The sequence below is a fragment of the bacterium Unc6 genome (assembly GCA_013626165.1).
GTDB lineage: Bacteria > Omnitrophota > Gorgyraeia > Velesiimonadales > Velesiimonadaceae > Velesiimonas > Velesiimonas alkalicola.
In genome coordinates this window covers 1-25,620 of sequence record NDHX01000007.1, presented here as the reverse complement: position 1 = coordinate 25,620, position 25,620 = coordinate 1, and the positions used below count along the sequence as shown (strand labels likewise).

Below are 25,620 nucleotides of genomic sequence, written 5' to 3'. Positions count from 1 at the left end.
CAATGTATGAAGCAAAAAAATCTGATTATGGTGTGATAAGAATAAAAAGGCAGGCAATAGTCTCAGTTGCAGATATTGCTGCAAATTCTGTTGAAGGCGTCAAGAGAATACAGAAAGATTTTTTTGAAAAACTACTTAAATTTTTTAGTATATCTGGATTTAAAAGCGGCCTTCAGGTTCATTTTACAGAAAAACATACAAAGGTGTCCATCCAAATAGTTGCTAAATATGGTGCCAATTTGCCTGATATCGCACATAGAGTTCAGGAAAATGTCAAAAACGCAATTGAAAAGATGGCAAATCTTTCTTCAGTGGATGTAAATGTAGATATTGTGGAAGTGGAAAAAGAGGAGAAACAGTGAGACTTTTTAATCTTTTTGTAACAATGTTTTATACGATTATATTCTGGGCATTTGCAGTGTTTTTGATTGCATTTGCAATGCAATGGATTGATTCAGGGCAGTTATCTTCAATGCTTGCAGAGGTGGAGATTTCAAGACAATACAGGATTATAACAGGTAGCATAGGGATATTTATCATTATTATGGGTTTTCTTGTTCTTTCGCTTCTTTTACATAGGTTTCAAAAAGAAAAAACAATTGCCTTTAACAATCCTGATGGACAGGTAATAATATCACTAAAAGCGGTTGAGGGTTTTATCAAGGATATATCATCCCAGATTCCTGAAATAAAGGAAATTCGTTCGGATGTAATTGCAAGAAGAAAAAAAATAGAAATATCAAGCAATATTACCCTGTGGTCTGATGTAAATATTCCCGATGTTACAGAAAAAATACAGGGGCTTATTAAAGGCAAGGTTCAGGAAATGCTTGGTATTGAAGAGCCAGTTTTTGTATCCATCCATATTATGAAGATTGTAAAAAGAGAATCCCAGAAATTAAAACAGCAAACAGAGCCTCTGGCAGACTTTCGGGGGATTGAGTATAGATGAACAACAACCAACCCAAAATTTGTTGCAGTAAATAGACATTTATGGTATTTTATTGCTATGAAATATGAGGAGCTATTAAGATTGTTAAGCGGGGAATCTATTTTTTCATCATCTCTTATTTTAGCAGGGAAGGTATCGCCTGTTGTCGTTAGAAAACAATTGACAAGATGGGTGTCAAAAGGAAAATTAATCCAGTTGCGAAGAGGGATTTATGCAGTGGCACAACCATACAGGGAATTGCAACCCCATCCATTCATGGCTGCAAACAGAATAAAAAGCGGGTCTTATATAAGCTTGCAGTCTGCACTTTCGCACTATGGACTTATCCCTGAATATGTGCCGGTAATTACAAGTGTTAGTACTGGCAGGCCAGAAGAAATACACACCCCTTTTGGAACATTTCAATTCAAACACATCAAAAAAGAACTTTTCTGGGGCTATCAAGAGGTAGAGGTGTCAGGTGGTATAAAGGTTTTTATTGCATTACCTGAGAAAGGATTACTGGATTTGTTCTATTTAACCCCTCATTCTGATAAAGAAGGTTATCTTGAAGAATTGAGGCTTCAGAATTTAGAATCTATCAGTACAAAGGTTCTCGCCTCTTTTGCTCAACAATCAGGAATTCCAAAACTTATAAGAATAGTAAAAAAATATGAAAGAATATTTAGGGCAGATTATAAAAGAGCAGCCCAATATTCTGCTTAAACGGAGCGCTGTCATAGAGTATCTGCAGGCTCGTCTATTACAATCTTTACAGGATAGCAAAGCATTTTTGAGTTTGGCTTTTGTAGGTGGAACTGCCCTGAGGTTTTTGTATTCCCTACCAAGGTATTCTGAAGATTTGGATTTTTCACTCGTATTGCCTGAAAAGATTGATTTTAATAAATTCTTGTATCGTATTAGAAAAGATTTTGAAGCGGAAAATTATAAAATTTTTATCAAGACAAAACAAGAAAAACCGGTTATAAGTGCATTTATCCGTTTTCAGGGACTTTTGTATGAACTTAATCTTTCTCCTCTCAGGGATGAGGTTTTGTCTGTTAAGATTGAAATAGATATCAATCCACCAGAAGGCGGGACAACTACCACTACCCTCTTCAGGCGGTATGTTATGCTAAATGTTTTGCATTATGATAAGTCTTCGCTTTTTGCTGGCAAGCTGCATGCAATTCTTGCTAGAAAATATACAAAGGGTAGAGATATATTTGATTTGGTATGGATGTTTGCAGACTCATCATGGACTGTTCCGAATTTTGTTTTGTTAAATAATGCCTTACAGCAAACAAAGTGGAAAGGGCAAAAAATAAACAACAAAAACTGGAAAAGCATTTTATTAAAGCACATTAAAAATATAAACTGGAAAGTGGTTGTTAATGATGCAGCACCATTTCTTGAAAGGGAAGGGGACAGGAAGATTTTGACCCGGAAGAACTTTCTCTCACTTACCTCGTAGGTTTAACCTACGAGGTTGGTAGGGTAGATACTTTCCTGTCTTCAATTTTTAGCCTTCCAGCGCAGAATAGTTTTATTACCTTTGGATATATCCGGTGTTCAGTCTTATGTATTCTTTCTGAAAGGGTTTGGATTGTATCATTCTCATAAACAGGAACAGATTCCTGAAGTATTATTGGACCTGTGTCCATACCCTGATCAACAAAATGAACTGTGACGCCTGTGGTCTTTACACCATAGTTTAAGGCATCTTCAACTGCTTTTGTTCCGGGAAATGAAGGAAGAAGCGCAGGGTGAATGTTCAATATTCTGTTCTTATATTTTTTAATAAAATTTAATGAAAGAAGTCTCATATATCCCGCAAGCACAAGAAGTTCAATTCTGTATTCTTCAAGTTTTTTAATTATTGCCAGTTCAAGGGCTGTTTTATTTTCATACAATTTTCCAGAGACAAGAAAAGAGGGGACATTTTCTTTTTTTGCTCTTTCTATACTCTGTGCGTGTGGATTGTCGCAGACCATAAGCACAACCTGTCCTTTTTCTAATAATCCCTGTTTCTGGGCATCTATTATGGCTTGAAAATTTGTTCCAGCTCCTGAACAAAATACTGCAATATTCACTTTCCCCTCCATATAGACATAAAAAACCCTATAAGTGAAAATATGGATAAGAATTCAAGTCTTCCGGCCAACATCTGCACTATGTATACAATTTTTAAAAACCAGTGCATAGATGGCTGTGTAACACCGATGGTTAATCCTACGTTGCCGGAAGCGGATGCAGACTCAAATATGGATTCAACAAACCCATATCCTAAAAACATTCCTGCAAGTGAACCTATAAGTATAAGGACAATATATGAAATGGTCATAAGAGCGGCTGCTTTAACATATTCACTTTGAAGCACCATATCTTTTATATGGTGGAACTTCTGTATTATGACTGTTCTTTCCGGAAGCACCATTTTTCTCATTTCACGGATTATTGCTTTAGATAGAATTCCGATTCTTAGAGATTTTATTCCTCCTGCTGTTGAATTTACTGCGCCCCCAAGACCCATTGCAATAATAATAGCAAAACAACCTGCATAGCCTATGCCATTTTTAAATTCTGATGCGGGAATTGTCTGGAGTCCACAGCCTGTATGAGCAGATATAATCTGGAAAAATCCTTTCCTAAAGACAGAAAATACGGTATTAAATTCACCTGCTATCTGTACAGATATTAAGACTAAAATAGACAGAATAAGAATGGATAAAAAAAATGTTCTTATTTCAATATTTTTATAAATTTCTTTTCTATCACCTGTCATAATCTTATAGTGTAGGTGAAAGTTCATTGCTCCTAAAAGCATACACACCAAAGATGTAATTTCAAGGAGCGGGCTATGATAAAATAAGATATTCTGTGACATAAGACCGAATCCACCCGTATCAAATGTTGCCATAAAAAGGCATATTCCGTTAAATATTGCGGATTTAATATCAAACCCCTCTAAAACCAGAACCCCTGAAAGTATTGATGAACATAAGATAAGATAAAACAGACTTATCAACCATATAGACCTTGCAGTGTGAATCACATTTGGCATAAGTCTTTCGTCCCTTGCTTCTCCTATGTAAAGCCTTACTGCGCCTGATGTGCTTTTTATAAGAATGCTTATTGCAACAACAATTATCCCTTGACCACCGATGAATATTAAAAAATGTCTCCAGAAGTTGTGTGCCCTTGACATATGGTCAAGGTCTTGACTTAATGAAAGCCCTGTTGTGGTAAGACCACTCATTGTTTCAAAACAGGCATCAAGAAAACTTCCCATATGTCCGCTTAAATATAACGGGATTGCGCTAAAAAACATAGCAAAAATCCACAGCAATGATACAAGAACCATTGAATGCATAAAGTTTAAGTCTTCTTTTGTGTGGAAAAGGGTCTGGATTGTTATACCAACAATTAATGTAATAATGATTCCGATACAATAATCAATGGCGGGGTTGGTCTCTGAATACAAAAGCGCGATAATGAGAGGAACAAACATCAGCAGGGCAAAACCAGTCATAGCCCTTGAGAGATAATACAAAATTATCTTAAAGTCAATAAATCTCGGGCGGATAAGCATACAGAACCCTCTCAATTTACTACAACAAAAAAACGATCAGGCTTATGGCAAAACCCAACAATATTATTAAGGTGCAGAACGCAAACTCTATAAGAACACCGGTAAAAAAGTCAAACATATTAAATATAAGCTTTTTCTTTGCCATTATTCTTCCACTTTTCCCAAGATGGCTGTTATGAGTTCTTGTTCGTTTTCTATGGGTGTTAGTGCAACTATGTCATCTCTTTCCTGAAGGATGGTACTCCCCTTGGGTATTATAATATCATTGGCTCTTAATATGGAAACAAGAACAGAGTTTAAGGGAAGGTTTATATCTTTTACCATTTTTCCAACAGACGGAGAGGTTTTTTCTAAATCCACACGCACAAGCGCAATCTTTCCCTTTTTAAATGTCATAAGCGTTATAAAATCTTCCAGTGAGACCTCTTCTTCAATTATCTTTGCAATTATGGAAGTTGAGTCAACGGGAACATCAACCCCGAGTTCACTAAACGAGTGTGTATTACCAGGGTCATTTACTCTTGCGACAGTTCTTGATATATTAAATGTCTGTTTTGCAATCTGTGATATTATGAGGTTATCGGTATCGTTTCCTGTCAACGCTGCAATAACATCAGCCTTCTCTATACCTGCATCTTTAAGTACATCCGGTTCACAACCATCTCCGTTTATAACAAGTATATCCATACCTTGCGCTATTTTCTCACATATAACAGGCTCTTTTTCTACTAATACAACCGTGTGTTTATCCCCTACAAGACGCTTTGCAAGATAATATCCGACGTTTCCGCCACCTACAAGAAGAATATACATATTCACCTCTGCATCACGATTTCGTATACCGTATTTCGTTGCTCGTATTCCGTACTCTGTTTTTTTTACGGAATACGGAATACGGACTTATAATATTCCCAGCTTCTTTTTCACATCTTCAATTGCATCTATTTTTACAACTCCAAGTATTCTGTCATCCTGTTCAAGTATATAACTCGGTTCGGGTATAATGGTTTCCTGACTTCTTTCTACAACAACAATAAGGAAGTTCTGTGTTATATTTATGTCTTCAACTTTTTTGCCTTTCAGGTTTTCATCAACATTAAATTCAAGAACTCCAACATATTCGCTTTCTATCAATCTGTCGCTCAGACGCATATCTTTTAGTTTATCTCTCATCATAGATGCAAGAAGCGTTGTTCCGCTCACAATATCAAGTCCAAATTTTTTATATATAGATGCCTTACCAGGGTCATATACGCGGGCAATAACACGGGGTATCTTGAATATATTTTTTGCAATCTGGGATGACATTATATTTGCATTGTCGTTATCGGTTACCGCATAGAATGCGTCTGTGTTCTCAATGCCAGCCTGTTTTAATACATCAATATTGATGGCATCGCCGCTTATTGTTAATCCATTAAAGGTTTTACTAATTCTTTCAAAAGAATCTGGGTTCTTATCAACAATGACAACATTATGTCCTTCGCTTGAAAGAAGTCTACCCAATTGTGCTCCTAACTGTCCGCAACCAACAATTATGATATACATACTTCTCCTAATTTAAAAATTACAAGTCAAAGTCAAAAATAAAATTCATTCTACTTCTATTTAAAAATCAAGAAAATGCACTATTTCTTCTTCTAATTTTTCTAAATTCACTAAAACCTTTTCTCTTCTTGGGGTGCCATCGGCGTTGCGGAAATCTCTTTGAAATGCGCCAGATTTAACCAAAACTGCATCATCTATTTTGATAAAAGAAATTTGTTCCAATCTAAATTCTACTTTTCTTAATCTTGACCAAGCGCCTCTTTGAATTCTTTCTAATTCATATTTTGATTTACCGCCTTTAAGCGCTTCGTGCCATTTCTGAAATGTCCGTTTATCGTCATTGTATTCCACTTCCCCCATAGCCAGAATTAAACCCACACAACCAAATTCATTTATAGCATTAGCCGTAGCTTCGCTATCATTTACAATAACTTGATGACTACTTGTATTGATTGCATGTGCTTTAAAATCCCAGGGTATTTTTCTAAGCCCATCAAATTGAACATTACCATATCTTGGGCCCGGGATTTTTACGACACTCTTTAAAAGCTTTTCACACAAAAATTGAAAATACCAACCAATCCATTCCATCTGTTTCCATTGGTTAAATCCCGCCTTTTTCATTTCTAGAATAGATTTTCTTCCGTCCCAAAGAATAGGAATGTTTTTAAACCCCCTAGATATCTCTTGGGCTATTTTTAAAAAGTCTTCTTTGGTCATTTTTCCACCAAGTACTTAATCTAATATCTTGATCTAAACCATTTTTATTTAGATAATAATCCAACAAATGTTCAAAAACTAGCTTCCCGTTTGGATTTAAATCACCCATTATAAAATCCCTCTCTAGCATATGAGAAACTACTCCCACCATTCCACTGCCGCACAAAGGATCAAAAATTAAATCATTTTTATTAGAAAAATGCTCTATTAAACACTGAAGGAGATTAAAGGGAAGTCTTGTCGGATATTTGGGCATATTGACCTTGTAATCTCTTTTGAAATTTAAATTTGTTAAATTCGGTTCACCCCCTCGGCAGTGGTGAGTATTACATCGATTATGAAATGCCCATTGTTCACCCTTTGTTACCCAATAAACCTCATATACATTATGGGATAGTTTCTTTCTGCAAACCGGAGCAAAATTATAAGTCCAATACATTTTTCCTCTGAGTGTTAATCCGTTAAATCTCATAATTCTATCATGAATAATATTACTATTGTTCCATCCGGAGAAAATTAAAGCTTGACCTCTTTCTTTTAAATTCTTTTTTATACAATCTAATAATTGTTGGGTTTTCCAGCCGTATTCTGGTACCTTCCATTCAACATAACCATCTACGACATTTTTAACATTTCTGTGGTAGTTGGTGTTTTTGCCGCTGAATTGTATTCCAAACGGTGGGTCTGTAACAATTAAATCAGCGTTAACCCCGCCCCAATCGTTTAGGTCTCTTATCTGAAATTTATCCAATAAATCTTTGATTACCGATCGATTATTATCCGGAGGTTTAGTTATTGGATTTTGTTCGTTGATTATTGTTTGATTCCCCATCATCTTGATAGCCCTTTTTGAGTTCTGATATTTGAGATACCGCTTCTTCAATCCCCATCAGTTTAACAGTTTTTGTTTTTCTGTTAAAAACCTCTGCCTTATTTTCTTTTACCGCCTTTTCACCAAGGACAATCCTTATCGGAAATCCTACAAGGTCAGCATCCTTAAATTTAACCCCTGGCCTTTTATCCCTATCATCAATAAGAACATCCATACCCTTTGAAACAAGTTTATTATATAAATCCGTTGTCCTCTGTTCTGTTTGTTTATCCTGGACATCTATCTGTGTTATAACAACATCAAACGGCGCAACAGAAAATGGCCAGCATATCCCATCCTTATCATTGTGTTTTTCAAGTATTGCACTTAAAAGCCTTGATATGCCGATTCCATAACAACCCATCACAAGAGGTTTGTAAGAACCATCCTCATCAAGGAACATTGCTTTTAATGGAACACTATAGGTTGTTCCTAATTTGAATATATGGTCCAGTTCAATAGCAGATTGGACGGAAAGTTCTTTCCCGCATTTTATACAGAGTGGTGTTCCTTCTTTTATCTGATGCTTCTTTGTATCTGCACAATGTGAACAAAAATTGCATATCAATATCTTGTCTTCTCCATAGTCTGATAGAACCATAAATTCATGTGATATACCGTCTCCAAAAGGTCCTGAATCTGCCTCAATGATTATTACATCAATTGCACATTTTTCAAATATCCTCTTATGTGCATTATAGATGGTGCTGTATGTTTTATTAAGGTCTTCTTCGTTTCTGTGGAAACTGTATGCATCCATCATTATAAATTCTCTGGATCTTATAAGTCCAAATCTCGGCCTGGGTTCGTTTCTGAATTTAGTTTGTATCTGGTATAAAGTTTTGGGAAGGTCCTTGTATGAATGGAATTCAGAACGTGCGATATCTGTTATCACAACCTCATGTGTTGCACCAAGAACAAAAGGAGTTACTCCTCTTGTATCATTAAGGCGAAACAGGGTCTGTTCAAAATGTTCCCATCTTTTGCTTTCATGCCATAATTCTATAGGATGTATTGCAGGCATCAATATCTCCTGACAGCCTATCTCGTTCATCTTTTCTCTTACAATGTTTTGAACTTTTTGAAGGACTTTTAATCCACAGGGAAGATAAGAATATATACCTGATGAGAGTTTCTTTACCAGACCCGCCCTTAACATTAGTTTGTGGCTTATACTTTCTGCATCAGAAGGCGCATCTTTTAGTGTTGGAAGAAAATACTCAGACCATTTCATCATAATTAACCCACCCTTCAGAGCACCATTGCACCAAAACACCTGTTGCCCTGTTGCCTACTCTTTCCTTGGGAATATTGGTTTTCCAGTCTTTACTTTTATATTGCCTTTTATTCCCTCCCATCTATTCCACTGTTCTGGCAGGGTTTGCGGAAGATCTTTAAGCCCTATCTGTTCAAATATTTTTTTAGATGTATCAGGAATAAAAGGACATAGAGCAAGGGCAATTATCTCCAAAGATTGTGCAAGATTTGCCATGCAGGCGCCAAGTTCTTGTTTTTTCCCTTCTTTTGAGAGCGCCCAGGGTCTGCTTGTTTCAACATATTTGTTTGCACTTTCAACAAGTTCCCAGATATCTTTTATTGCTGCGCCAAAATCAATCTCTGCTATATGCTCATCTATTTTAGAAGGTAGTTTCTCGGCTATCTGTTTCATATGACAATTGTTGACCGATTCCGGAACTATGCCCTGAGAATGTTTTTCAATCATTGCAACAGTTCTGTGTAAAAGATTTCCCAAATCGTTGGCAAGGTCGCTGTTATATCTTTTCCAGAAAGATTCTTCGGAAAAATCTCCGTCAAGACCAAACGGGATTTCCCTTAATAGAAAATATCTTAATGGGTCAACACCGAAGGTTTTTGCTGCCTCTTGCGGTGAAAGTATGTTGCCAGATGTTTTAGACATTTTTTCACCGCCAAAATTTAAGAATCCATGCACAAACACTTTTTTTGGAGTCTCAAGCCCAACAGACATCAGCAGTGCAGGCCATAAAAGGCAGTGGAATCTTATAATATCCTTACCTATTATATGAACATCAGAAGGCCAATATTTTTTAAATTTTTCTTCGTCATAGCCATATCCTATTCCACTTAGATAGTTTATAAGTGCATCAAGCCACACATATACAACATGTGAAGAGTCCCCGGGGAAGGGGATTCCCCATCCTGTTGTGGAGCGGGATATGCTTGTGTCCTGGAGGCCTCCTTCTAATATTTTCATAACCTCATTAAACTTAGGTTTAGGCGCTATAAACTCCGGGTTATCATTAAAATATTTCAGGAGTTTTCCATTATATCTTGAAAGAGAGAAAAAATAGTTTTCTTCTTCTAATTTCTCAACTGGTTTTTTATGGACTGTACAATTGCCTTCAATTATATCCGCATCACTTAAAAAAGACTCGCAGGACACACAATACCACCCGCTGTATTTACCCTTATAGATATCTTTGGATTTGAAAAGCTTTTCTATAAATATCTGGGTTGCTTTTATATGTCTTTGTTGTGATGTTTGAATGAAGTCATCATTTGAGATGTTGAATGTTTCCCATGCTGATTTATACAACGCTACCATATGATTGCAGTATAAAAGAGGGGGGATATTTTTCTCTTTTGCTTTTTTTTCTACATTCTGGCTGTGTTCATCTGTCCCGGTTAAAAAGAATGTAGAAACACCTCTTTGCCTGTAATACCTCGCAATTGTATCAGCTGCGATTATCTCATATGCATAACCTAAATGAGGTTCTGCATTTACATATGCAATAGCGGTTGTAACATAAAACTTTTTCATCTTTCCCTTCCATTCACCCTGCCCTGCACTCTCTTCACCTGTATACTACATTTATCTGTCTTTCATCCTGCAATAAGACATTCACTGTTCTTTTCAATATATCAACCTGCACAACCTTCCCTTCACCCTCGTTTGTTTTTATAATATCACCCTGATGCGGAAGTCCTTTTAAAAGTTCACAATATACATCATGTTCATATTCCAAACAACACATCAGTTTGCCACATATACCCGATATTTTCGAAGGATTAAGCGGCAGGTTCTGGTCCCTTGCCAACCGCATTGTTACAGACTCAATGTCTTTTAAAAATGTTGCACAACAAAGTTCTCTTCCGCATTTTCCACAACCACCGTATATGGTAGCCTCGTCTCTTACCCCTATCTGTCTGAGTTCTATCTTTGCTTTAAACATAGTGCTTAGTTCTTGGACAAGTTCCCTGAAATCTATCCTTTTTTCACTCTTAAAATAAAATGCAAGTTTTGTTCTGTCAAGAGAGTACTCCGAATGTATAAGTTTCATATTCATTTTCATCTCTTCTATTTTAGCCTTGCAGGTCAAGAATGCGGTTTGTGCTTTCTTTGAATTTTCTTCAATCTGGATTTTATCTTTTTCTGTAAGGAGTCTGATAACCTTTTTTGTGATCTTTCCTTTTTCAGAATACATTTTTTCAGGATAAGAAAGAATGCTCCCATGCTCAAAACATCCTTCATCCTGTATTACAACCTGTCTACCAGGCTTTAAGTCCTGTAGTCCGTTTGTAAGACAGCATATTTTTCTATCTATATTTCTTAATCTTAACTTAATTATATCAACCATGTAAATACTCTATCATATCTGTTTTTTTTTTCAATTGAATTTTCCAGGTTTAATATTATAATAAATTATAGTCTGGTGCACTGGTGCACTGGCAAACAGGAGGTAGTTATGAATAAAAAATTGGTAATAGGTATATGTTGTATTAGTGCAGGGGTTATGTTTATTTCAGGTTGCACGACAACACAGAAAGGTGCCATTGGAGGTGGTGCTCTTGGAGCAGGTGCTGGAGCAATAATAGGGCATCAGAGGGACAGGGCTAAAGAAGGTGCTCTTATAGGGGCAGGTGTTGGTGGATTAGCAGGAGCATTGATTGGTGAGCAGATGGAGAGAAAATTCTGCCCAACCTGTGGGAAAGGCTATACCGCAGGTGTAAATGTGTGCCCTATAGATGGAACACCCTTAAAATGGAAGGGTGAAACAGTGCAGCAACAACCCGCACAGCTATCACCACAGCAGGATACCCCAATGTTTTGTCATGTTTGTGGAGCACAGTATCCGTTACGCACAAGGTTTTGCCCATCAGATGGAACAGAACTGAAATTAAGGAAGTAGATCCCGTTTAAGAAATAGATTTTTAACGGGATAAAAATATAAGCCAATTGAGAACCCCAATATTAAAAAACTAAAAGAATATCTGTGTAAATCCAGACAAAAATGTAGAATACGGTAAAAGATGGGTGTGTCAAATGTATTAACTGTATTTCGTATTTTTTGTGTTCCATTGTTTGTGCTTTCTCTTGTCTATTACGATAAAATCTGGGAGGCAACACCGTTTTTGATATTCTGTGTTGCCTCTTTTACTGATGTATTAGATGGAGCAATTGCCTTACTTTTCAGACAGAAAACACCCCTTGGAGCAATCCTGGACCCTCTTGCAGATAAAATTTTACTTAATGCAGCATTTATAAGTCTTTCCATTCCAAATTCTTTTACAAAAATCTCTCCATTTAGTTTTCCCCTTTATGTGCCTGCGGTAGTTGTAAGCAGGGATATTATTCTTATAACGGGTATTTTTATCTTTATCAAGTTGAAACATAGATTTGAAATAAAACCGACTGTTATAGGAAAGATTTGTACATTTTTGCAAGTGTTGTCGGTCGGGCTTGTGCTTCTTGGATCAGGCCTTTCTCCTTTAGGATGGAAGGTAGCGACAATATGGACAATCATATCGGGATTTGATTATTTAATAAGAGGATTTTATTTTTTAACAAGAAAATCTGGTAAATATGGCAGGTGAAAAAAATATTCCAGTGGTTGCAATTATAGGAAAACAAAATGTAGGAAAGTCAACCCTTTTTAATAGAATAATTGGCAGAAGAAAAGCCATAGTTCATTCCCTCCCGGGTGTTACCAGAGATAGACTTTATGCAGATATTCAGTGGAGTGGGTGTTGGTTTCGTGTTGTTGATACGGGTGGCATAGGGACTGAAACCACTACTGACCAGATTTATAAAGCGGTTGAAAAACAAACAGACTTTGCAATAAAAGAAGCAAACTTGATTGTGTTTCTGTGTGACGGTCAGCAGGGGTTCACGGTAGTAGATGAAAAGATTTTGGATAATTTAAGAAAAACAGGTAAGAAAATACTCCTTGTTGTCAATAAAATTGATACACTGGAAAAAGAAACACTACTTTCTGATTTTTATAAGTTCGGTATTGATGTATTTCCTGTTTCTGCAACACATGGGCTGGGAACAGGAGAACTTCTTGATAAGATAGTAAGTTTTAACAGATATATAAAATCAAAAGAACAAAGAAATATAATTCACATTGCAATAGTAGGTACACCTAATGTGGGAAAGTCATCTTTTGTAAACGCGCTTCTTAATGAAGAAAGGGTTCTTGTTCATCACACACCGGGTACTACCCGCGACAGTGTTGATATAAGTTTTGAGTATAAGAACAAACAGATAGTACTGGTTGATACCGCTGGTATAAGAAAAATATCAAAGTTAAAAGAATCTGCCGACCTTTTCAGTATAATCAGAACAAAGGATAATATAAAAAAAGCAGGTGCAGTTATCTTAATACTTGATGCATTAAGAGGACTTGCATCAGAAGAACTGCATATAATAAATCTTGTCTGTGAACAGTATAAGCCCCTTGTCATATGTGTAAATAAATGGGATATTATAAAAGATATAAAAAAGTCTGAATATGAAAATAGTATCCGCAAAAAGGCACCCTTTATAGATTTCATTCCTGTTTTGTTTATATCTGCAAAACAAAGGTGGAATATAGATTCTGCAATTGATAAGATATTACATGCGTATGACTCTTTGTTTTTAAGGCTTGACCAGGAAAAGTTACGGCGGACATTAAAAGTTATAGTGTCAAGAAGGCCGCCTCCTGTTGTTAATACACAGAGGATATTTATTAAAGATGTAAGGCAGGTAGATATCGGAAAGCCCGGTATAAAAATTAAGTTGGATATGGATACAAGGGTAAAAATACCTTCCAATTATTTGCAGTACTTAAAAAGATATTTTCAAAAACTCGTTAGGGAAAAAGGTGTAGCGGTGCGTATTATTTAAGTCATAGAGGTATCAATGTGTAAGGTGCCAATATATGAATGATTTATTCGGTAATGTTCCTTTTGAAAACTCCGTCGTTGGGCGAGCCCGTATTTATACCGTAGGTGAGCTTACCAGAGAAATAAAAGACCTTCTCCAGACAGCATATCCTCTTATCTGGGTTGATGGCGAGGTGTCAAATTTAATCTGCTCATCACTCGGACATATATATTTTACATTAAAGGATGAAAATGCACAAGTGAAAGTTGTTATATTTAAGACCGAAAAAAATAATTTAAAATTTGAGATTGAAAATGGTCTAAGAGTTATAGTGTGCGGAAGAATCAGTGTGTATGAAAAATCAGGACAGTATCAGATATATGCCCAGCATCTTGAGCCAAAGGGGATTGGTGCTCTTCAGATTGCATTTGAAAAGTTAAAAGAAAAATTAAGGAAAGAAGGACTGTTTGAACAATCAAGAAAAAGACAGATCCCATTTTTTCCCCGTCGTGTAGGTGTGGTGACCTCAAAAGACGGTGCGGCATTTCATGATATAATAAATATTATGAAAAGAAGATGGACAGGGGTTGAGATTATACTGCGTTCCGTTAAGGTTCAGGGTGAAGGTGCCGCGCAAGAAGTTGTAAGCGGGATAGAAGATTTCAATAGTTTTAAATGTGTTGATTGTATAATTGTAGGAAGAGGAGGAGGAAGCCTGGAAGACCTCTGGGCATTTAATGAAGAGTGTGTAGCAAGGGCGGTATATCATTCAAAGATACCTGTTATCAGTGCGGTCGGCCATGAGGTGGACTGGACAATATCAGACTTTGTTGCAGATCTAAGAGCCCCTACTCCTTCGGCTGCCGCAGAACTTGTTATGCCAAACAAGGATGACCTTGAAAACAATATCTTCCATTTAAGAAAAAGACTTCAATTAACTGTTCTTGGTTTTATTTCTTCCTTAAAAGAAAAACTAAAAAATCTTTCTCAAAAAAGGTGTATCAGAGAGCCTAAGTTTATATTTGATGAACAGAAACAGAGGATAGATGAGTTTTTAAACAGGCTTAATCTTTCTTTTAAACATATCTTGCAGATATACAATTCTGAACTGGCAAAGTTTGCTGGAAGACTTAATGCCCTTAGTCCTCTTTCGGTTTTAGAAAGGGGGTACAGTATTACATTTGATGAAAAAAGTGATAACATAATAAGGGATACCAAAGATGTTAAAAAAGGACAGGTTATTAAAACAAAGATATTAAAAGGAGAATTCCTATCTAGGGTCTGCTGAAAAACTCATCAGACCCTGATTCCACAGATTAAAAAGCAGATTACACAGATTAAAACCCGACGACAAAATCGGTGTAATCTTTCAAAAATCTGTGTAATCAAGGCTTTCAGTAAGCCTTATCTATTGTAGAGAGGGTTTAGATGGATAAAAAAGAACAGATTTTACAGTTAAAGTTTGAGGATGCCTTGCAAAGGCTTGAAAAAATTGTAGGTGTGCTTGAACAGGGAAATATTCCTTTGGATGAGGCGTTGAAATGTTATGAAGAAGGTATAGCCCTTACGCGGTATCTTGCATCTAAACTTCAAACTGCTGAAAAAAAGGTAGAAGAACTGATAAAAGATGAGCAAGGGAATTTAATATTAAAGCCGCTTGAAACGGATCTGCCGAGAAAAACAAAAAACATTGGAAAAACAGTTTAAAAATTATCTAAATAATAGAAAACAGGATATTGATACCTTTCTTAAAGGTGTTTTGCCAAACCCAAAAGGCAGGTCTTCTGTATTGCATAAGGCTATGTATTATTCTGTATTTCCTGGTGGAAAAAGGTTTAGGCCCCTGTTAACTATTGCTGCATCAGAATCCTGCGGCGGGAATATTCATAGTGCTATTTCAGTTGCAGCAGGTATTGAGATTATACATTGTTATTCACTGGTTCATGATGACCTTCCTGCGATGGATAATTCCAAATTTAGAAGAGGAAGGCTTTCCTGTTTTGCAAAATTTGGGGAAGATGTTGCAATCCTTGCAGGAGATGCTCTTCTTACTCTTGGGTTTAAGTGTGTTGCGATGAATAAAAAATATGGGACAGAACTTGTTAGGGAGATTTCGAGATTTTGTGGACATCAGGGTATGGTTGAAGGACAGACAGTTGATATGCAAGTACAGAAAGGTATGCTTTCTTTAGATATTCCTACGCTTGAATATATAAACACCTTAAAAACAGGTGCTCTTATTACAGCCTCTGCTATGTGCGGGGCAATTGTGTCAGGGGCGGGGAATAAAAAAACAAATTGTCTTAGAAATTTTGGGATACATTTAGGTTATATGTTCCAGATAGTTGATGATATTATTGATAAACAGGGATATGTGCAGGTTGTCGGTTTAAGTAATGCATATAAGAAAGTAGAAAAAGAAAGTGAGTGTGCTACAAAGTCAATAAAAAATAAAGGATTAAAAGAAGATATTCTTTTAGAATTTATTCAATGGCTTACTGACGGTCTTAAACAATGAAAATTCTTCCCCGTATCAAATCCCCATCAGACCTAAAAGGACTTTCTATAAAAGAATTAAACAATGTTTGTTTAGAGATAAGAGAGTGTATCATTGATGTTGTTTCAAAAAATGGCGGACATCTTGCCCCAAATTTAGGAGTGGTGGAACTTACAGTTGCACTGCATAGTGTTTTTGATGCTCCAAGGGATATGATCATATGGGATGTAGGACATCAGGTATATACACATAAGATACTTACAGGCAGGTGCAATAATTTTCATACATTAAGAAAAGAAGGCGGAATAAGCGGTTTTCCTTCTTCTGATGAAAGCGCATATGATTTATTTATAACAGGGCATAGTGCTACATCTATATCCTGGGCACTTGGTCTTGCATTTGCAAGGGACCTAAAAAAAGAAGATAACAAGATTATGTGTGTGATTGGAGATGCTTCTCTTGCCTGTGGTATGGCATTTGAGGCGTTAAACTATGCAGGTCAGGCAGGGAAAGATATAATTGTGGTCTTAAATGATAATGAAAGGTCTATCTCGGCAAGTGTAGGGGCATTAAGCAAATATCTTGTAAATATTGTAACAAACCCCACACTTAATAAGACAAGGTTAGATATACAAAATCTTTTAAAGCGTATTCCAAGATGGGGTTTCAGGGCATACAGGGCTGCTTTAAAACTTGAAAAAAACCTTTATTCACTTCTTGTTCCGGGTCTTATTTTTGAAGAGTTGGGTTTCAGGTACATAGGTCCTGTTGACGGACATAATATCGAATTGCTAAAAACTACCTTTGAAAGAGTAAAGATCATAAAAGGCCCTGTATTTATCCACTGTCTTACAAAAAAGGGGAAAGGTTATAAATTTGCCGAAGATAATCCGGAAAAGTTTCACAGTGCACCTGCTTTTTCAGTTCAGACAGGAGAGCCAACCCACCTTAAAAATATACAGTTTACAGATGTATTTTCAGGCGCACTTGTCCGAGAGGCAGAAAAGGATAAAAAAATTGTTGCAATATCTGCTGCTATGCCAGAAGGCACAGGAACAAAACAATTTTCTCTTCTTTATCCTGAAAGATTTTTTGATGTTGGTATAGCAGAAGGACATGCTGTTGGGTTTGCCGCAGGTCTTGCAAAGAATGGTTTTAAGCCGGTTATTGCAATATATTCAACATTTCTTCAAAGAGCCTACGACCAGATAATACATGATATATCAATTCAAAGACTTCCTGTAATATTTATCATTGATAGAGCCGGTATTGTCTCAGATGATGGTCCGACACATCAGGGCATTTTTGATATTGCATATTTAAGAAATATTCCACACCTTAACCTTCTTGCTCCCAAGGATGGTCCTGAGTTGGTTAATATGTTTTGTTTTGCATTATCGTTAGGCGAGCCTGTTGCGATAAGGTTTCCCAAAGCACCAACCTCAATCCATGGGGACTGTCTAAAGATAGAAAAAGGTAGACTTGAATTTATATCCGACGGGAAAGATATTGCTCTTATCGGTGTTGGCCCTACCACACAGATGTGCACAGAGGCACACAGTATATTGGAACAAAAGAATATATCTTCACTTGTTTTGAACTTAAGATTTATCTGCCCCCTTGATAAGGAGGCTTTAAGAGATATTGCAAGAAAATTGAAAAAAATCTTGATTGTTGAAGATGGTATTATAAAAGGTGGGGCTGGAAGTTCTATCCTTGAGGCAATATCTGATACAGGTGCTGATGTTAAGATTATCGGTGTTCCGGGGCATATACAGCACGGGAAAAGGGAAGATATTCTTAAAAAAATAGGCATAAGTGTTGAAGGAATAGTTAGTGAGGCTATAAAAATGTTATGAAAAAAGTAGGAATTGTTGTAAATCAAAATAAAAAATCCGCAAAAAAAATATATAAATCGGTTATAAACTGGTGTAATAAAAATAGCCTTTCTGTAAGAACAGATCTGGATTTTATAAGATCGGATATTGCACAGTGGGCAGATACAATTATTGCAATCGGCGGCGATGGCACACTTATTAATATTGCAAGACAGATAAGAAAAACAGGAACATCTGTTCTGGGTATAAACATAGGGGGCTTAGGTTTTCTTACAGAGATAAAACAGAATGAAATATTTGAAACCTTAAAAAATCTTAAATCCGATAAGGCAAAATTTTCTGTAAGAAAAATTTTTATATCTACGCTCCATAGGGAAAATAAGGAAATTTTTAAGTCCTATTTCATAAATGATGCAGTTATCCAGAGAGGAGCAACATCAAGAATACTTTCATTAACTGTTTTTACCAGGTGTGAGGAGGTTGTTTCGTACATCTGTGACGGTCTTATTGTTTCAACCCCTACCGGTTCAACAGCACATTCTCTTTCAGCAAACGGTCCTATTATCCATCCCGGTGTAAGAGGTTTTGTTATCACACCTATCTGTCCGCATATATTAAGTAACAGGTCAATTGTTTTACCAGAAGAGAAAGCCATTTCTGTAAAAATAGATGAGAACTCAGAGGCAAAAAATGTTGCACTGATGATTGACGGGCAGGAAGGATTTGCTATGAAATCCAGTGACAGAATGAACATAAAATACTCAAATATAAAGATAAACCTTGTTATGTCGGAAAAAAGAACATATTTCCAGATGTTAAAAGAAAAACTTTACTGGGGAGTAAGAAAAAATGAATGATGTAGATTTTCAAATAAACAGAATAAAAAAAGGCGTTTCTCAGATTATATGTGAAGATGAATTAAAAGAGAGGATTGAACATTCAATAAAGACAAGCACCCCTCTCAGGGTAAAATTTGGTGCGGACCCATCTGCTCCCGATATTCATTTGGGGCATACTGTTGCACTTGGTAAGTTAAAAGTATTTCAAGAATTGGGACACAGGGTTATATTTCTTATTGGTGATTGGACAGGTATGATAGGAGACCCCTCTGGAAAAAGCCAGACAAGAAAGCCACCTACAAAAGAACAGGTTCTTAAAAATGCAAAGACCTATAAGGAACAGGTGTTTAAGGTATTAGATAGAGAAAAGACAGAGGTTGTTTTCAACAGTTCCTGGCTTGAAAAAATTTCTTCATCAGACATTGTTCATTTGTGTGCAAAGACCACCGTTGCAAGACTTCTTGAGAGAGAGGATTTTAAAAACAGATATACAAGCGGTTCCCCAATATCACTTCATGAGTTTCTTTATCCTCTTTTTCAAGCATATGATTCTGTTGTCTTAAATTCAGATGTTGAAATAGGAGGAACAGACCAGACATTTAATCTTCTTTTAGGTCGTCAGTTGCAGGTGGAATATCTTCAGAAGCCGCAGGTGGTTATAACAATGCCTCTTCTTGAAGGAACGGACGGGGTTCAGAAAATGTCAAAAAGCCTTGGCAATCATATAGGTATAAATGATGCTTCAGATGATATGTTTGGCAAGATAATGTCTATTCCGGATACATTGATGCGGAAGTATTATGAACTGCTTTTAGAAAAAGACTTTGATAAAAATACTCATCCGATGCAGATAAAAATAAGTCTTGCATATAGTCTTACATCTATGTATAAAGGCAAGGATGAGGCAGAAAAGGCTAAAGAAAGATTTCAAAGGGTGTTTTCACAGAGGCAGCCGCCGGAACAGATAAATGAATATTTTATAAAAAATGACAGGGTATGGCTTGTCCGTCTTATTACAGGCTGTGGAGGAGCAAAATCTTTAAGCCAGGCAAGAAGAATCATAACAGGCGGTGGTGTAAGACTGAATAATAATAAAATATCAGATCCAAAAATTGAAGTTTTATTAAAAGACGGAGATGTGCTGCAGGTTGGGAAAAGATTTTTTGTAAAAATGAGATTGTTGAAAAACCCCAACAATCTCTGATTACGCAGATTGAAACAGATTACACAGATTAAACTTCGACGACAAAATCTGTGTCCTCTTTCAAAAATCTGTGTAATCAAGACCGTTGATGACTTTTAGCGAAGCGTCAACGGTCTAAAAATAAAGAAAGAAAAAGGGAAGGTTAAAATAAAAGGAGGCTCGGATGTTAATAAAGGGAAGAGCGCTACGACTTAAAATAGATGACAATATAAACACAGACTATATTATATCCGGAAGGTATAAATTCCGGATACAGGATCCAGGGGAACTTGGCAATCATATATTTGAGGATATAGACCCTCAGTTTGCCTCTAAAGTAAAAGAAGGAGATATAATTGTTGCAGGTAAAAACTTTGGTATGGGTTCTTCAAGAGAACAGGCACCGCTTGCCTTAAAATCAGCAGGTATTTCACTTATTATTGCACAATCATTTGCAAGAATATTCTATAGAAATGCGTTTAATGTAGGGCTTCCTCTTCTTCAGTGCGAAACAACAGGTATAAAAGACCTTGACTATTTAGAGGTTAATTTAAAAAGCGGCGATATAAAAGATATTACATCCGGAATAGAAAAAAAAGCAGAACCCATTCCTGATTTTATAGCAGGCATACTTGAAGCAGGTGGCATAATAGAGTATTTGAAAAAATATGGAAGGTTAAACCTGGATGAAAAAACATAACATAACACTAATACCAGGCGATGGAATAGGTCCTGAGATCACCTCTGCTGCTGTCCAATGTATAGAAGCAACAGGGGTAGACATACAATGGGATATACAGAATGCGGGGCTTGATGTTTTTAAAAAAACCAATGACCTTCTTCCCCAGTGTGTTGTTTACTCTATAAAAAAAAACAGGGTTGCCTTGAAAGGGCCGCTAACCACCCCTGTGGGAAGCGGGATAAGAAGCGTTAATGTTGCACTTCGTATGGAGCTTGATTTATATGCCTGTATAAGACCATGCAAACTCCTTGAAGGTGCAAGGTCAAGATATAAGGATATAGATATTGTTGTCGTAAGGGAAAATACGGAAGATTTGTATGCAGGCATAGAGTTTAATTATGGGACAGGTGAGGCACTGAAAATCGCAGAACTTATAAGTTCATTGGGCATAAAAAAGAATATAAGCAATTCCGCAATAAGTATAAAACCTATATCTGAACTGGCTACAAGAAGAATTGTAAGGTTTGCATTTGAGTATGCAGTAAAGAATAATAGAAAAAAGGTCACCGTTGTTCACAAGGCGAATATAATGAAAGCAACAGACGGCTTATTTTTATGGGTTGCAAGAGAGGTTGCACAACAGTACCAAGAGAAAGTAGAGTTTGAAGATAGAATAGTTGACAATATGTGTATGCAATTAGTTCAGAAACCAGAACTTTATGATGTTCTTGTTCTTCCCAACCTTTATGGCGATATAATATCTGACCTTTGTGCAGGGCTTATAGGGGGACTGGGGATGGCGCCGGGTGCAAACTTTGGAGATAACATTGTTGTTTTTGAAGCAGTTCACGGAAGTGCCCCAAGATACAAAGGAATGAACAAGGTAAATCCCACTGCAATGCTTCTTTCATCAGTTTTAATGTTACAGCATATACAGGAAAAAAAAGCAGCTGAAAGACTTTACAACGCAGTTGCCGATGTTATAAAAGAGGGAAGATATGTTACATATGACTTAAAAGGCAAAACAGATATTGCATCAGCTGTGGGCACATCAGAAATGGCAGACGCAATCATAGAGAGAATGAGAAGATAGTGTGGTAATTTGTGCTCACGAGCCTGTCAGCAGGCAGGAAGGATTGTTATACATTGCTTTCCGATAAGGTATTAGAAATTCTAAACGAAACTGTATAGAACAAGTTGGGATAGGGCACTTCTGCCTTGCCGCTTGCCCTGTTAGGCGACATTTTGTTTGGTAGAATATGAAAAATATAAATGGAAATAATAATATTAAAGTATTACCTCGAGCGTTTTATGCCCGTCCCACTATCTTGGTATCTTTAGATTTACTTGGCAAGATTCTTTTTCATAATACACCAAAAGGAATTATTGCAGGAAAAATTGTTGAGACAGAAGCATATCTTGGAGAAATAGATCCAGCCTGCCATGCCTTTTTTGGTAAAACTCAACGCACGAAAATTTTTTGGGGAAACCCAGGTATTGCATATATTGTTATAAATTATGGAATATACTATTGTCTTAATGCAATAACAGAAGAACCAAATATTGCAGGCTGTGTTTTAGTAAGAGCTTTGGAACCGACAAGAGGTATATCGGTGATGCAAGAAAACCGAGGTATAGAGGGCTTATTATCTCTTACAAATGGGCCTGGCAAACTAACACAGGCATTGGGTATTACAGTAGAGCAAAATGGCTTCGACCTTACACAAGGGGAGCTACTTATTCATGATAACTGCGATTATTCCAATATTGTGGTCACTTCTAGAATTGGTATTTCAAAAGCAAAAAATGAACCACTACGATTTTACATAAATGACAACCAATTTGTTTCACGCCAGAATAAAGTGATAAAATGTTTCGAAGGCACTCTTGAAATTGTAAAAGAAGCATTTTATGATGGGATAATAAAAGTATTTTTAAAGCGTAATAATTTACCTCTTTGAAAGAAATGGAGAAGAGAAGAGGGACTAGAAAAGGAGGAAGTATGGCAAAAAAGTTGAAGGTGGGAATTGTTGGGGCCGGTGGCATCGCCCAGTTCGGACATATCCCAAGTTTTCAGAAGTTAGCTGAAGTGGAGGTTGTGGCACTTGCTGATCCGAATAAAGAAAAACTAGAAATGGTGGCGAAAAGGTTTCAGATACCCGAAACCTTTGCTGATTACCGGGAATTAATCGGGAAAAAAGAGATTGACATCATCAGTATCTGTTCGCCCAACTATCTTCACAAAGAACAGGCGATTCTGGCATTATCTGCTGGGAAGGACGTTCTCTGCGAAAAACCGGTGGCAATGAACAGCAAGGAAACAGAAGAAATTCTGATAAAGGTTAAAAAAACTGGCCGGAAATTTATGGTGGCATTTTTGCATCGCTTTTCCTCTGCTTCCGTTTTCCTTAGGAAAATAATTAACCGGGGTGAATTCGGAGATATTTATTATGCCAGGGCAGGTTGTCTGAGGCGAAGAGGAATACCCGGATTGGGCGGGTGGTTCACTAATAAGAAACTTTCCGGAGGAGGACCGTTGATTGATGTGGGTGTCCATGTTTTGGATAAGACTTACTGGTTAATGGATGCACCCAAACCGGTTTCGGTTATTGGCGTTACTTACCAGAAGTTCAAAAAAATTGCTACGGATGGCGGTTGGCCGCCACCCGACAGCCGGGTCGGCGATAAGTTCACCGGCCCCTTTGATGTTGAGGACCTTGCGGGAGCCTTTATTCGTTTTGCAAATGGCGCCACTTTGGTCCTGGAGGCTTCCTGGGCCGGGAATTCCCAAACAGGCCTTACATATGACCTTTTTGGCACAAAAGCCGGTGCCAGAGAAGATGATTCTGGTTTGAAAATATTTGGCGAAGATTTCGGGGTGCTTACAGATACGGTTCCTGATCTACCTTCGGTCAACCTCTGTGACGCCGAGATAAAAGATTTTGTCTCCTGTATCCGGGAAGGGCGTGCGCCGATTACTACTCCGGCAGAAATTTTGGCGGTGAGCAAAATCATTGAGGGTATTTACCGTTCTGCCTCTTCCGGCAGAGAAGTTCGGTTATGACAAAATGGAAAAGTGGTTTTCATATGGTTGGCGCTGACGGCGGTGCATCTGTCCGGATTTTTGCGCCTAACCTGTTCTTGCGCCACCTTCCGTTATTATCGCCGGCAGATTCCCCTGATTTCTTATCAGAATGGTTTTTGAAAAGCGAAATAGCACAGATGAGAATGTGGTATGTTTTAGACAGATGAAAAGAAAGATCAAAATGTATAGTAAGGGGTTAACGCATAAGACTGCACTAGAAGGGACGGTAGAATACTTGCCCTTTAAGGAATTGCCTTTTCACGACTCCACCTGGGGTCTTTGTACCGGCGCCGATGGTAATATTTATATTGGAGCCTGCGGAGAGGCAACCGGGGGCTTAAGCGTCTTTATTCTCCGGTACCGGCCGGAGATAAAAGAATTAGAATATCTTATTGAAGTCGGACCTGAGCTCGGCGAACCACCTGACAACGGTCACGCCACACAGTCCAAGATTCATTATTGCCTTTTACCGGGTAGTGATGGCCTTTTATACTGCGCCACCCATGCTTCTGGTCCACCCTGGGGAGACCCGATTTGGAGTCCCTGGAACTGCTGGGACGATACCAAACGGTTCTTTCCTGGTTCCCACATTTTCACCTACAATCCAAAAACCAATCAGATTAGTGATTTGGGAATCGGACCGGTAAAAGAAGGAAGCCGCACCTTAGCTCTGGATGAAAAAAGGCATAAATTATACGGGATAACCTGGCCGCGTAATCACCTCTATGTCTATTACTTGGATAGCCGCAGGTATGAAGATTTGGGCCGGTTTGGTGATATAAACCCGCAGGCAATCTTCCTTGACCGCAACGGGAATGCTTATACCACCGACGACTACGGATATATCCTCCGGGTTGATGCGGATACTAACCAGATTCAAAAATTGACGGTTAAGTGTCCCCATGAAAATTACCGGCAGGGCTGGCATAATGTACCCTACGATGTTGTACCCGCACCGGACTGGTCCTGTTTTTACGGTACCGACTGGGGTTACGAATCGTACCTCTGGCGATTCAATCCCTACCAGGGAAAAGAAGGAACGATGGAAAGTTTTGGCCGGGCTTTTGGGCCGGCTGACCTCAAAACCATCAGTATGGAGGAGTGGCAAGTAAGAGCCATGGTCTTTGGCAGGGACGGAAAACTTTACTTCACTATGCGCCTGGGTTGGGAATCACCCCAGGAGACCTGGCTTCTGCGTTTTGACCCGGAAAGTTTAAAAAGAGAAAAGGTCTGTGCCCTGAAGTTTGGCGACCATCAACCACATGCAATGGCCAGCGCCACGCAGGATTTTTACGGCAACCTTTATTTTGCAGAAGCCGGCAATGCACCAACGGCCATCTACATCTATCATCCCAACAAAAGTTCTCTGAATAAAAAAGTCTTTTCCTGGAAAGATATCAAACAGTGGGGATAAAATAATGAGACTATTATCCAAGAACAAACCGTTAACAACGGATTTAAAAAAGGAATTAAAGAACCGGAAGTGGCCGGAAAAAGTGCCGATGCCAATAACAGATTACAGCCCGTTTGTAAAAGAAGGTCACCTGATTAATCGCGCTCTCCGGCTGCACAACAGAATATCCAAACCGATTTGTCCTGGAGAAAGTGCCATAACTTCATTATGCTGCGGTAATAACGGAGATGTTGACTAACGATACATTAAGTTGTATACTTAATGTATGGAAATAAAGTTACATAAGAATG

At 37.6% G+C, this 25,620-nt stretch carries 29 protein-coding genes; 20 read left to right on the top strand and 9 right to left on the bottom strand.

Annotated features, from left to right (window positions below):
• Positions 1-2: 2 nt before the first annotated feature.
• The 4 genes from B9J78_04130 to B9J78_04115 all read left to right on the top strand — a co-directional run bounded on the left by B9J78_04130 (position 3) and on the right by B9J78_04115 (position 2,405).
• Positions 3-362, top strand: a complete 360-nt coding sequence (locus tag B9J78_04130) for a hypothetical protein (protein ID MBA2124107.1) — start codon at positions 3-5, stop codon at positions 360-362.
• Complete coding sequence (locus B9J78_04125) at positions 359-952, top strand: hypothetical protein (protein ID MBA2124106.1); 594 nt, start codon at positions 359-361, stop codon at positions 950-952. The genes B9J78_04130 and B9J78_04125 overlap by 4 nt, the downstream gene beginning before the upstream one ends.
• Before the next feature lie 81 nt (positions 953-1,033).
• On the top strand, positions 1,034-1,657 hold the full coding sequence (locus tag B9J78_04120; protein MBA2124105.1) for a hypothetical protein: 624 nt from the start codon (positions 1,034-1,036) through the stop codon (positions 1,655-1,657).
• Positions 1,605-2,405, top strand: a complete 801-nt coding sequence (locus tag B9J78_04115; protein ID MBA2124104.1) for a hypothetical protein — start codon at positions 1,605-1,607, stop codon at positions 2,403-2,405. The genes B9J78_04120 and B9J78_04115 overlap by 53 nt, the downstream gene beginning before the upstream one ends.
• Positions 2,406-2,412: 7 nt before the next feature.
• On the opposite strand, the gene B9J78_04110 is transcribed toward B9J78_04115, so the two are convergent.
• The 9 genes from B9J78_04110 to B9J78_04070 form a co-directional block, all read right to left on the bottom strand.
• Positions 2,413-3,036, bottom strand: a complete 624-nt coding sequence (locus B9J78_04110) for a phosphoribosylglycinamide formyltransferase (protein ID MBA2124103.1) — start codon at positions 3,034-3,036, stop codon at positions 2,413-2,415.
• The gene (locus B9J78_04105; GenBank protein MBA2124102.1) at positions 3,021-4,523 is read right to left on the bottom strand and encodes a hypothetical protein; all 1,503 of its coding nucleotides are present in this window, start codon (positions 4,521-4,523) and stop codon (positions 3,021-3,023) included. The genes B9J78_04110 and B9J78_04105 overlap by 16 nt, the downstream gene beginning before the upstream one ends.
• Positions 4,524-4,667: 144 nt before the next feature.
• The gene (locus tag B9J78_04100) at positions 4,668-5,336 is read right to left on the bottom strand and encodes a hypothetical protein (GenBank protein MBA2124101.1); all 669 of its coding nucleotides are present in this window, start codon (positions 5,334-5,336) and stop codon (positions 4,668-4,670) included.
• Between the two features lie 87 nt (positions 5,337-5,423).
• Positions 5,424-6,071, bottom strand: a complete 648-nt coding sequence (locus B9J78_04095) for a hypothetical protein (GenBank protein MBA2124100.1) — start codon at positions 6,069-6,071, stop codon at positions 5,424-5,426.
• A 60-nt stretch (positions 6,072-6,131) separates the two neighbouring features.
• Positions 6,132-6,791, bottom strand: coding sequence for a hypothetical protein (locus B9J78_04090; GenBank protein MBA2124099.1), 660 nt, complete (start codon positions 6,789-6,791; stop codon positions 6,132-6,134).
• Entirely contained in the window at positions 6,748-7,626 is an 879-nt protein-coding gene (locus B9J78_04085) for a hypothetical protein (protein MBA2124098.1), read from the bottom strand. The genes B9J78_04090 and B9J78_04085 overlap by 44 nt, the downstream gene beginning before the upstream one ends.
• Positions 7,580-8,899 (bottom strand): proline--tRNA ligase, encoded by a 1,320-nt coding sequence (locus B9J78_04080; GenBank protein ID MBA2124097.1) that lies wholly within the window; start codon positions 8,897-8,899, stop codon positions 7,580-7,582. The genes B9J78_04085 and B9J78_04080 overlap by 47 nt, the downstream gene beginning before the upstream one ends.
• Before the next feature lie 54 nt (positions 8,900-8,953).
• The gene (locus B9J78_04075) at positions 8,954-10,462 is read right to left on the bottom strand and encodes a methionine--tRNA ligase (protein MBA2124096.1); all 1,509 of its coding nucleotides are present in this window, start codon (positions 10,460-10,462) and stop codon (positions 8,954-8,956) included.
• A gap of 34 nt (positions 10,463-10,496) precedes the next feature.
• A complete protein-coding gene (locus B9J78_04070) occupies positions 10,497-11,279 on the bottom strand; it encodes a hypothetical protein (GenBank protein MBA2124095.1) in 783 nt (260 codons plus the stop codon).
• Positions 11,280-11,387: 108 nt separating this feature from the next.
• Here B9J78_04070 and B9J78_04065 point away from each other — a divergent pair, with 108 nt between their 5' ends.
• From B9J78_04065 to B9J78_03990, 16 genes are all read left to right on the top strand, one after another.
• Positions 11,388-11,831, top strand: a complete 444-nt coding sequence (locus tag B9J78_04065) for a hypothetical protein (GenBank protein ID MBA2124094.1) — start codon at positions 11,388-11,390, stop codon at positions 11,829-11,831.
• Between the two features lie 121 nt (positions 11,832-11,952).
• Positions 11,953-12,516 (top strand): hypothetical protein, encoded by a 564-nt coding sequence (locus B9J78_04060; GenBank protein ID MBA2124093.1) that lies wholly within the window; start codon positions 11,953-11,955, stop codon positions 12,514-12,516.
• Entirely contained in the window at positions 12,506-13,813 is a 1,308-nt protein-coding gene (locus B9J78_04055) for a ribosome biogenesis GTPase Der (protein MBA2124092.1), read from the top strand. Before B9J78_04060 ends, B9J78_04055 begins: the two co-directional genes overlap by 11 nt.
• 34 nt (positions 13,814-13,847) lie before the next feature.
• Entirely contained in the window at positions 13,848-15,080 is a 1,233-nt protein-coding gene (locus B9J78_04050) for an exodeoxyribonuclease VII large subunit (GenBank protein MBA2124091.1), read from the top strand.
• Between the two features lie 140 nt (positions 15,081-15,220).
• The gene (locus B9J78_04045; protein MBA2124090.1) at positions 15,221-15,499 is read left to right on the top strand and encodes an exodeoxyribonuclease VII small subunit; all 279 of its coding nucleotides are present in this window, start codon (positions 15,221-15,223) and stop codon (positions 15,497-15,499) included.
• Entirely contained in the window at positions 15,483-16,310 is an 828-nt protein-coding gene (locus B9J78_04040; GenBank protein MBA2124089.1) for a hypothetical protein, read from the top strand. The genes B9J78_04045 and B9J78_04040 overlap by 17 nt, the downstream gene beginning before the upstream one ends.
• 2 nt (positions 16,311-16,312) lie before the next feature.
• Positions 16,313-18,148, top strand: a complete 1,836-nt coding sequence (locus B9J78_04035) for a 1-deoxy-D-xylulose-5-phosphate synthase (protein MBA2124088.1) — start codon at positions 16,313-16,315, stop codon at positions 18,146-18,148.
• Positions 18,145-18,984 (top strand): hypothetical protein, encoded by an 840-nt coding sequence (locus B9J78_04030; GenBank protein MBA2124087.1) that lies wholly within the window; start codon positions 18,145-18,147, stop codon positions 18,982-18,984. Before B9J78_04035 ends, B9J78_04030 begins: the two co-directional genes overlap by 4 nt.
• On the top strand, positions 18,977-20,170 hold the full coding sequence (locus B9J78_04025; protein MBA2124086.1) for a tyrosine--tRNA ligase: 1,194 nt from the start codon (positions 18,977-18,979) through the stop codon (positions 20,168-20,170). The genes B9J78_04030 and B9J78_04025 overlap by 8 nt, the downstream gene beginning before the upstream one ends.
• Before the next feature lie 163 nt (positions 20,171-20,333).
• Entirely contained in the window at positions 20,334-20,849 is a 516-nt protein-coding gene (locus B9J78_04020; protein MBA2124085.1) for a 3-isopropylmalate dehydratase, read from the top strand.
• Positions 20,836-21,924, top strand: coding sequence for an isocitrate dehydrogenase (locus B9J78_04015; protein MBA2124084.1), 1,089 nt, complete (start codon positions 20,836-20,838; stop codon positions 21,922-21,924). The genes B9J78_04020 and B9J78_04015 overlap by 14 nt, the downstream gene beginning before the upstream one ends.
• Before the next feature lie 166 nt (positions 21,925-22,090).
• A complete protein-coding gene (locus tag B9J78_04010; protein MBA2124083.1) occupies positions 22,091-22,792 on the top strand; it encodes a hypothetical protein in 702 nt (233 codons plus the stop codon).
• Positions 22,793-22,797: 5 nt separating this feature from the next.
• Complete coding sequence (locus tag B9J78_04005) at positions 22,798-23,895, top strand: hypothetical protein (protein ID MBA2124082.1); 1,098 nt, start codon at positions 22,798-22,800, stop codon at positions 23,893-23,895.
• Complete coding sequence (locus B9J78_04000; protein ID MBA2124081.1) at positions 23,892-24,083, top strand: hypothetical protein; 192 nt, start codon at positions 23,892-23,894, stop codon at positions 24,081-24,083. The genes B9J78_04005 and B9J78_04000 overlap by 4 nt, the downstream gene beginning before the upstream one ends.
• A complete protein-coding gene (locus tag B9J78_03995) occupies positions 24,080-25,330 on the top strand; it encodes a hypothetical protein (protein MBA2124080.1) in 1,251 nt (416 codons plus the stop codon). The genes B9J78_04000 and B9J78_03995 overlap by 4 nt, the downstream gene beginning before the upstream one ends.
• Before the next feature lie 4 nt (positions 25,331-25,334).
• Entirely contained in the window at positions 25,335-25,568 is a 234-nt protein-coding gene (locus B9J78_03990) for a hypothetical protein (protein MBA2124079.1), read from the top strand.
• Positions 25,569-25,620: the final 52 nt, after the last annotated feature.

Excerpts from the sequence above, each read along its gene's own strand:
- B9J78_04100 (MBA2124101.1), bottom strand. The coding sequence starts at position 5,336 with ATGTATATTCTTCTTGTAGGTGGCGGAAACGTCGGATATTATCTTGCA.
- B9J78_04090 (MBA2124099.1), bottom strand. The coding sequence starts at position 6,791 with ATGACCAAAGAAGACTTTTTAAAAATAGCCCAAGAGATATCTAGGGGG.
- B9J78_03995 (MBA2124080.1), top strand. The coding sequence starts at position 24,080 with ATGAAAAGAAAGATCAAAATGTATAGTAAGGGGTTAACGCATAAGACT.
- B9J78_04030 (MBA2124087.1), top strand. The coding sequence starts at position 18,145 with ATGAAAAAAGTAGGAATTGTTGTAAATCAAAATAAAAAATCCGCAAAA.
- B9J78_04060 (MBA2124093.1), top strand. The coding sequence starts at position 11,953 with ATGGGTGTGTCAAATGTATTAACTGTATTTCGTATTTTTTGTGTTCCA.
- B9J78_04115 (MBA2124104.1), top strand. The coding sequence starts at position 1,605 with ATGAAAGAATATTTAGGGCAGATTATAAAAGAGCAGCCCAATATTCTG.
- B9J78_04110 (MBA2124103.1), bottom strand. The coding sequence starts at position 3,036 with ATGGAGGGGAAAGTGAATATTGCAGTATTTTGTTCAGGAGCTGGAACA.
- B9J78_04130 (MBA2124107.1), top strand. The coding sequence starts at position 3 with ATGTATGAAGCAAAAAAATCTGATTATGGTGTGATAAGAATAAAAAGG.
- B9J78_04095 (MBA2124100.1), bottom strand. The coding sequence starts at position 6,071 with ATGTATATCATAATTGTTGGTTGCGGACAGTTAGGAGCACAATTGGGT.
- B9J78_04020 (MBA2124085.1), top strand. The coding sequence starts at position 20,334 with ATGTTAATAAAGGGAAGAGCGCTACGACTTAAAATAGATGACAATATA.
- B9J78_04000 (MBA2124081.1), top strand. The coding sequence starts at position 23,892 with ATGACAAAATGGAAAAGTGGTTTTCATATGGTTGGCGCTGACGGCGGT.
- B9J78_04010 (MBA2124083.1), top strand. The coding sequence starts at position 22,091 with ATGAAAAATATAAATGGAAATAATAATATTAAAGTATTACCTCGAGCG.
- B9J78_04055 (MBA2124092.1), top strand. The coding sequence starts at position 12,506 with ATGGCAGGTGAAAAAAATATTCCAGTGGTTGCAATTATAGGAAAACAA.
- B9J78_04085 (MBA2124098.1), bottom strand. The coding sequence starts at position 7,626 with ATGATGGGGAATCAAACAATAATCAACGAACAAAATCCAATAACTAAA.
- B9J78_04065 (MBA2124094.1), top strand. The coding sequence starts at position 11,388 with ATGAATAAAAAATTGGTAATAGGTATATGTTGTATTAGTGCAGGGGTT.
- B9J78_04080 (MBA2124097.1), bottom strand. The coding sequence starts at position 8,899 with ATGATGAAATGGTCTGAGTATTTTCTTCCAACACTAAAAGATGCGCCT.
- B9J78_04025 (MBA2124086.1), top strand. The coding sequence starts at position 18,977 with ATGAATGATGTAGATTTTCAAATAAACAGAATAAAAAAAGGCGTTTCT.
- B9J78_04045 (MBA2124090.1), top strand. The coding sequence starts at position 15,221 with ATGGATAAAAAAGAACAGATTTTACAGTTAAAGTTTGAGGATGCCTTG.
- B9J78_04050 (MBA2124091.1), top strand. The coding sequence starts at position 13,848 with ATGAATGATTTATTCGGTAATGTTCCTTTTGAAAACTCCGTCGTTGGG.
- B9J78_04015 (MBA2124084.1), top strand. The coding sequence starts at position 20,836 with ATGAAAAAACATAACATAACACTAATACCAGGCGATGGAATAGGTCCT.
- B9J78_03990 (MBA2124079.1), top strand. The coding sequence starts at position 25,335 with ATGAGACTATTATCCAAGAACAAACCGTTAACAACGGATTTAAAAAAG.
- B9J78_04105 (MBA2124102.1), bottom strand. The coding sequence starts at position 4,523 with ATGCTTATCCGCCCGAGATTTATTGACTTTAAGATAATTTTGTATTAT.
- B9J78_04070 (MBA2124095.1), bottom strand. The coding sequence starts at position 11,279 with ATGGTTGATATAATTAAGTTAAGATTAAGAAATATAGATAGAAAAATA.
- B9J78_04005 (MBA2124082.1), top strand. The coding sequence starts at position 22,798 with ATGGAGAAGAGAAGAGGGACTAGAAAAGGAGGAAGTATGGCAAAAAAG.
- B9J78_04075 (MBA2124096.1), bottom strand. The coding sequence starts at position 10,462 with ATGAAAAAGTTTTATGTTACAACCGCTATTGCATATGTAAATGCAGAA.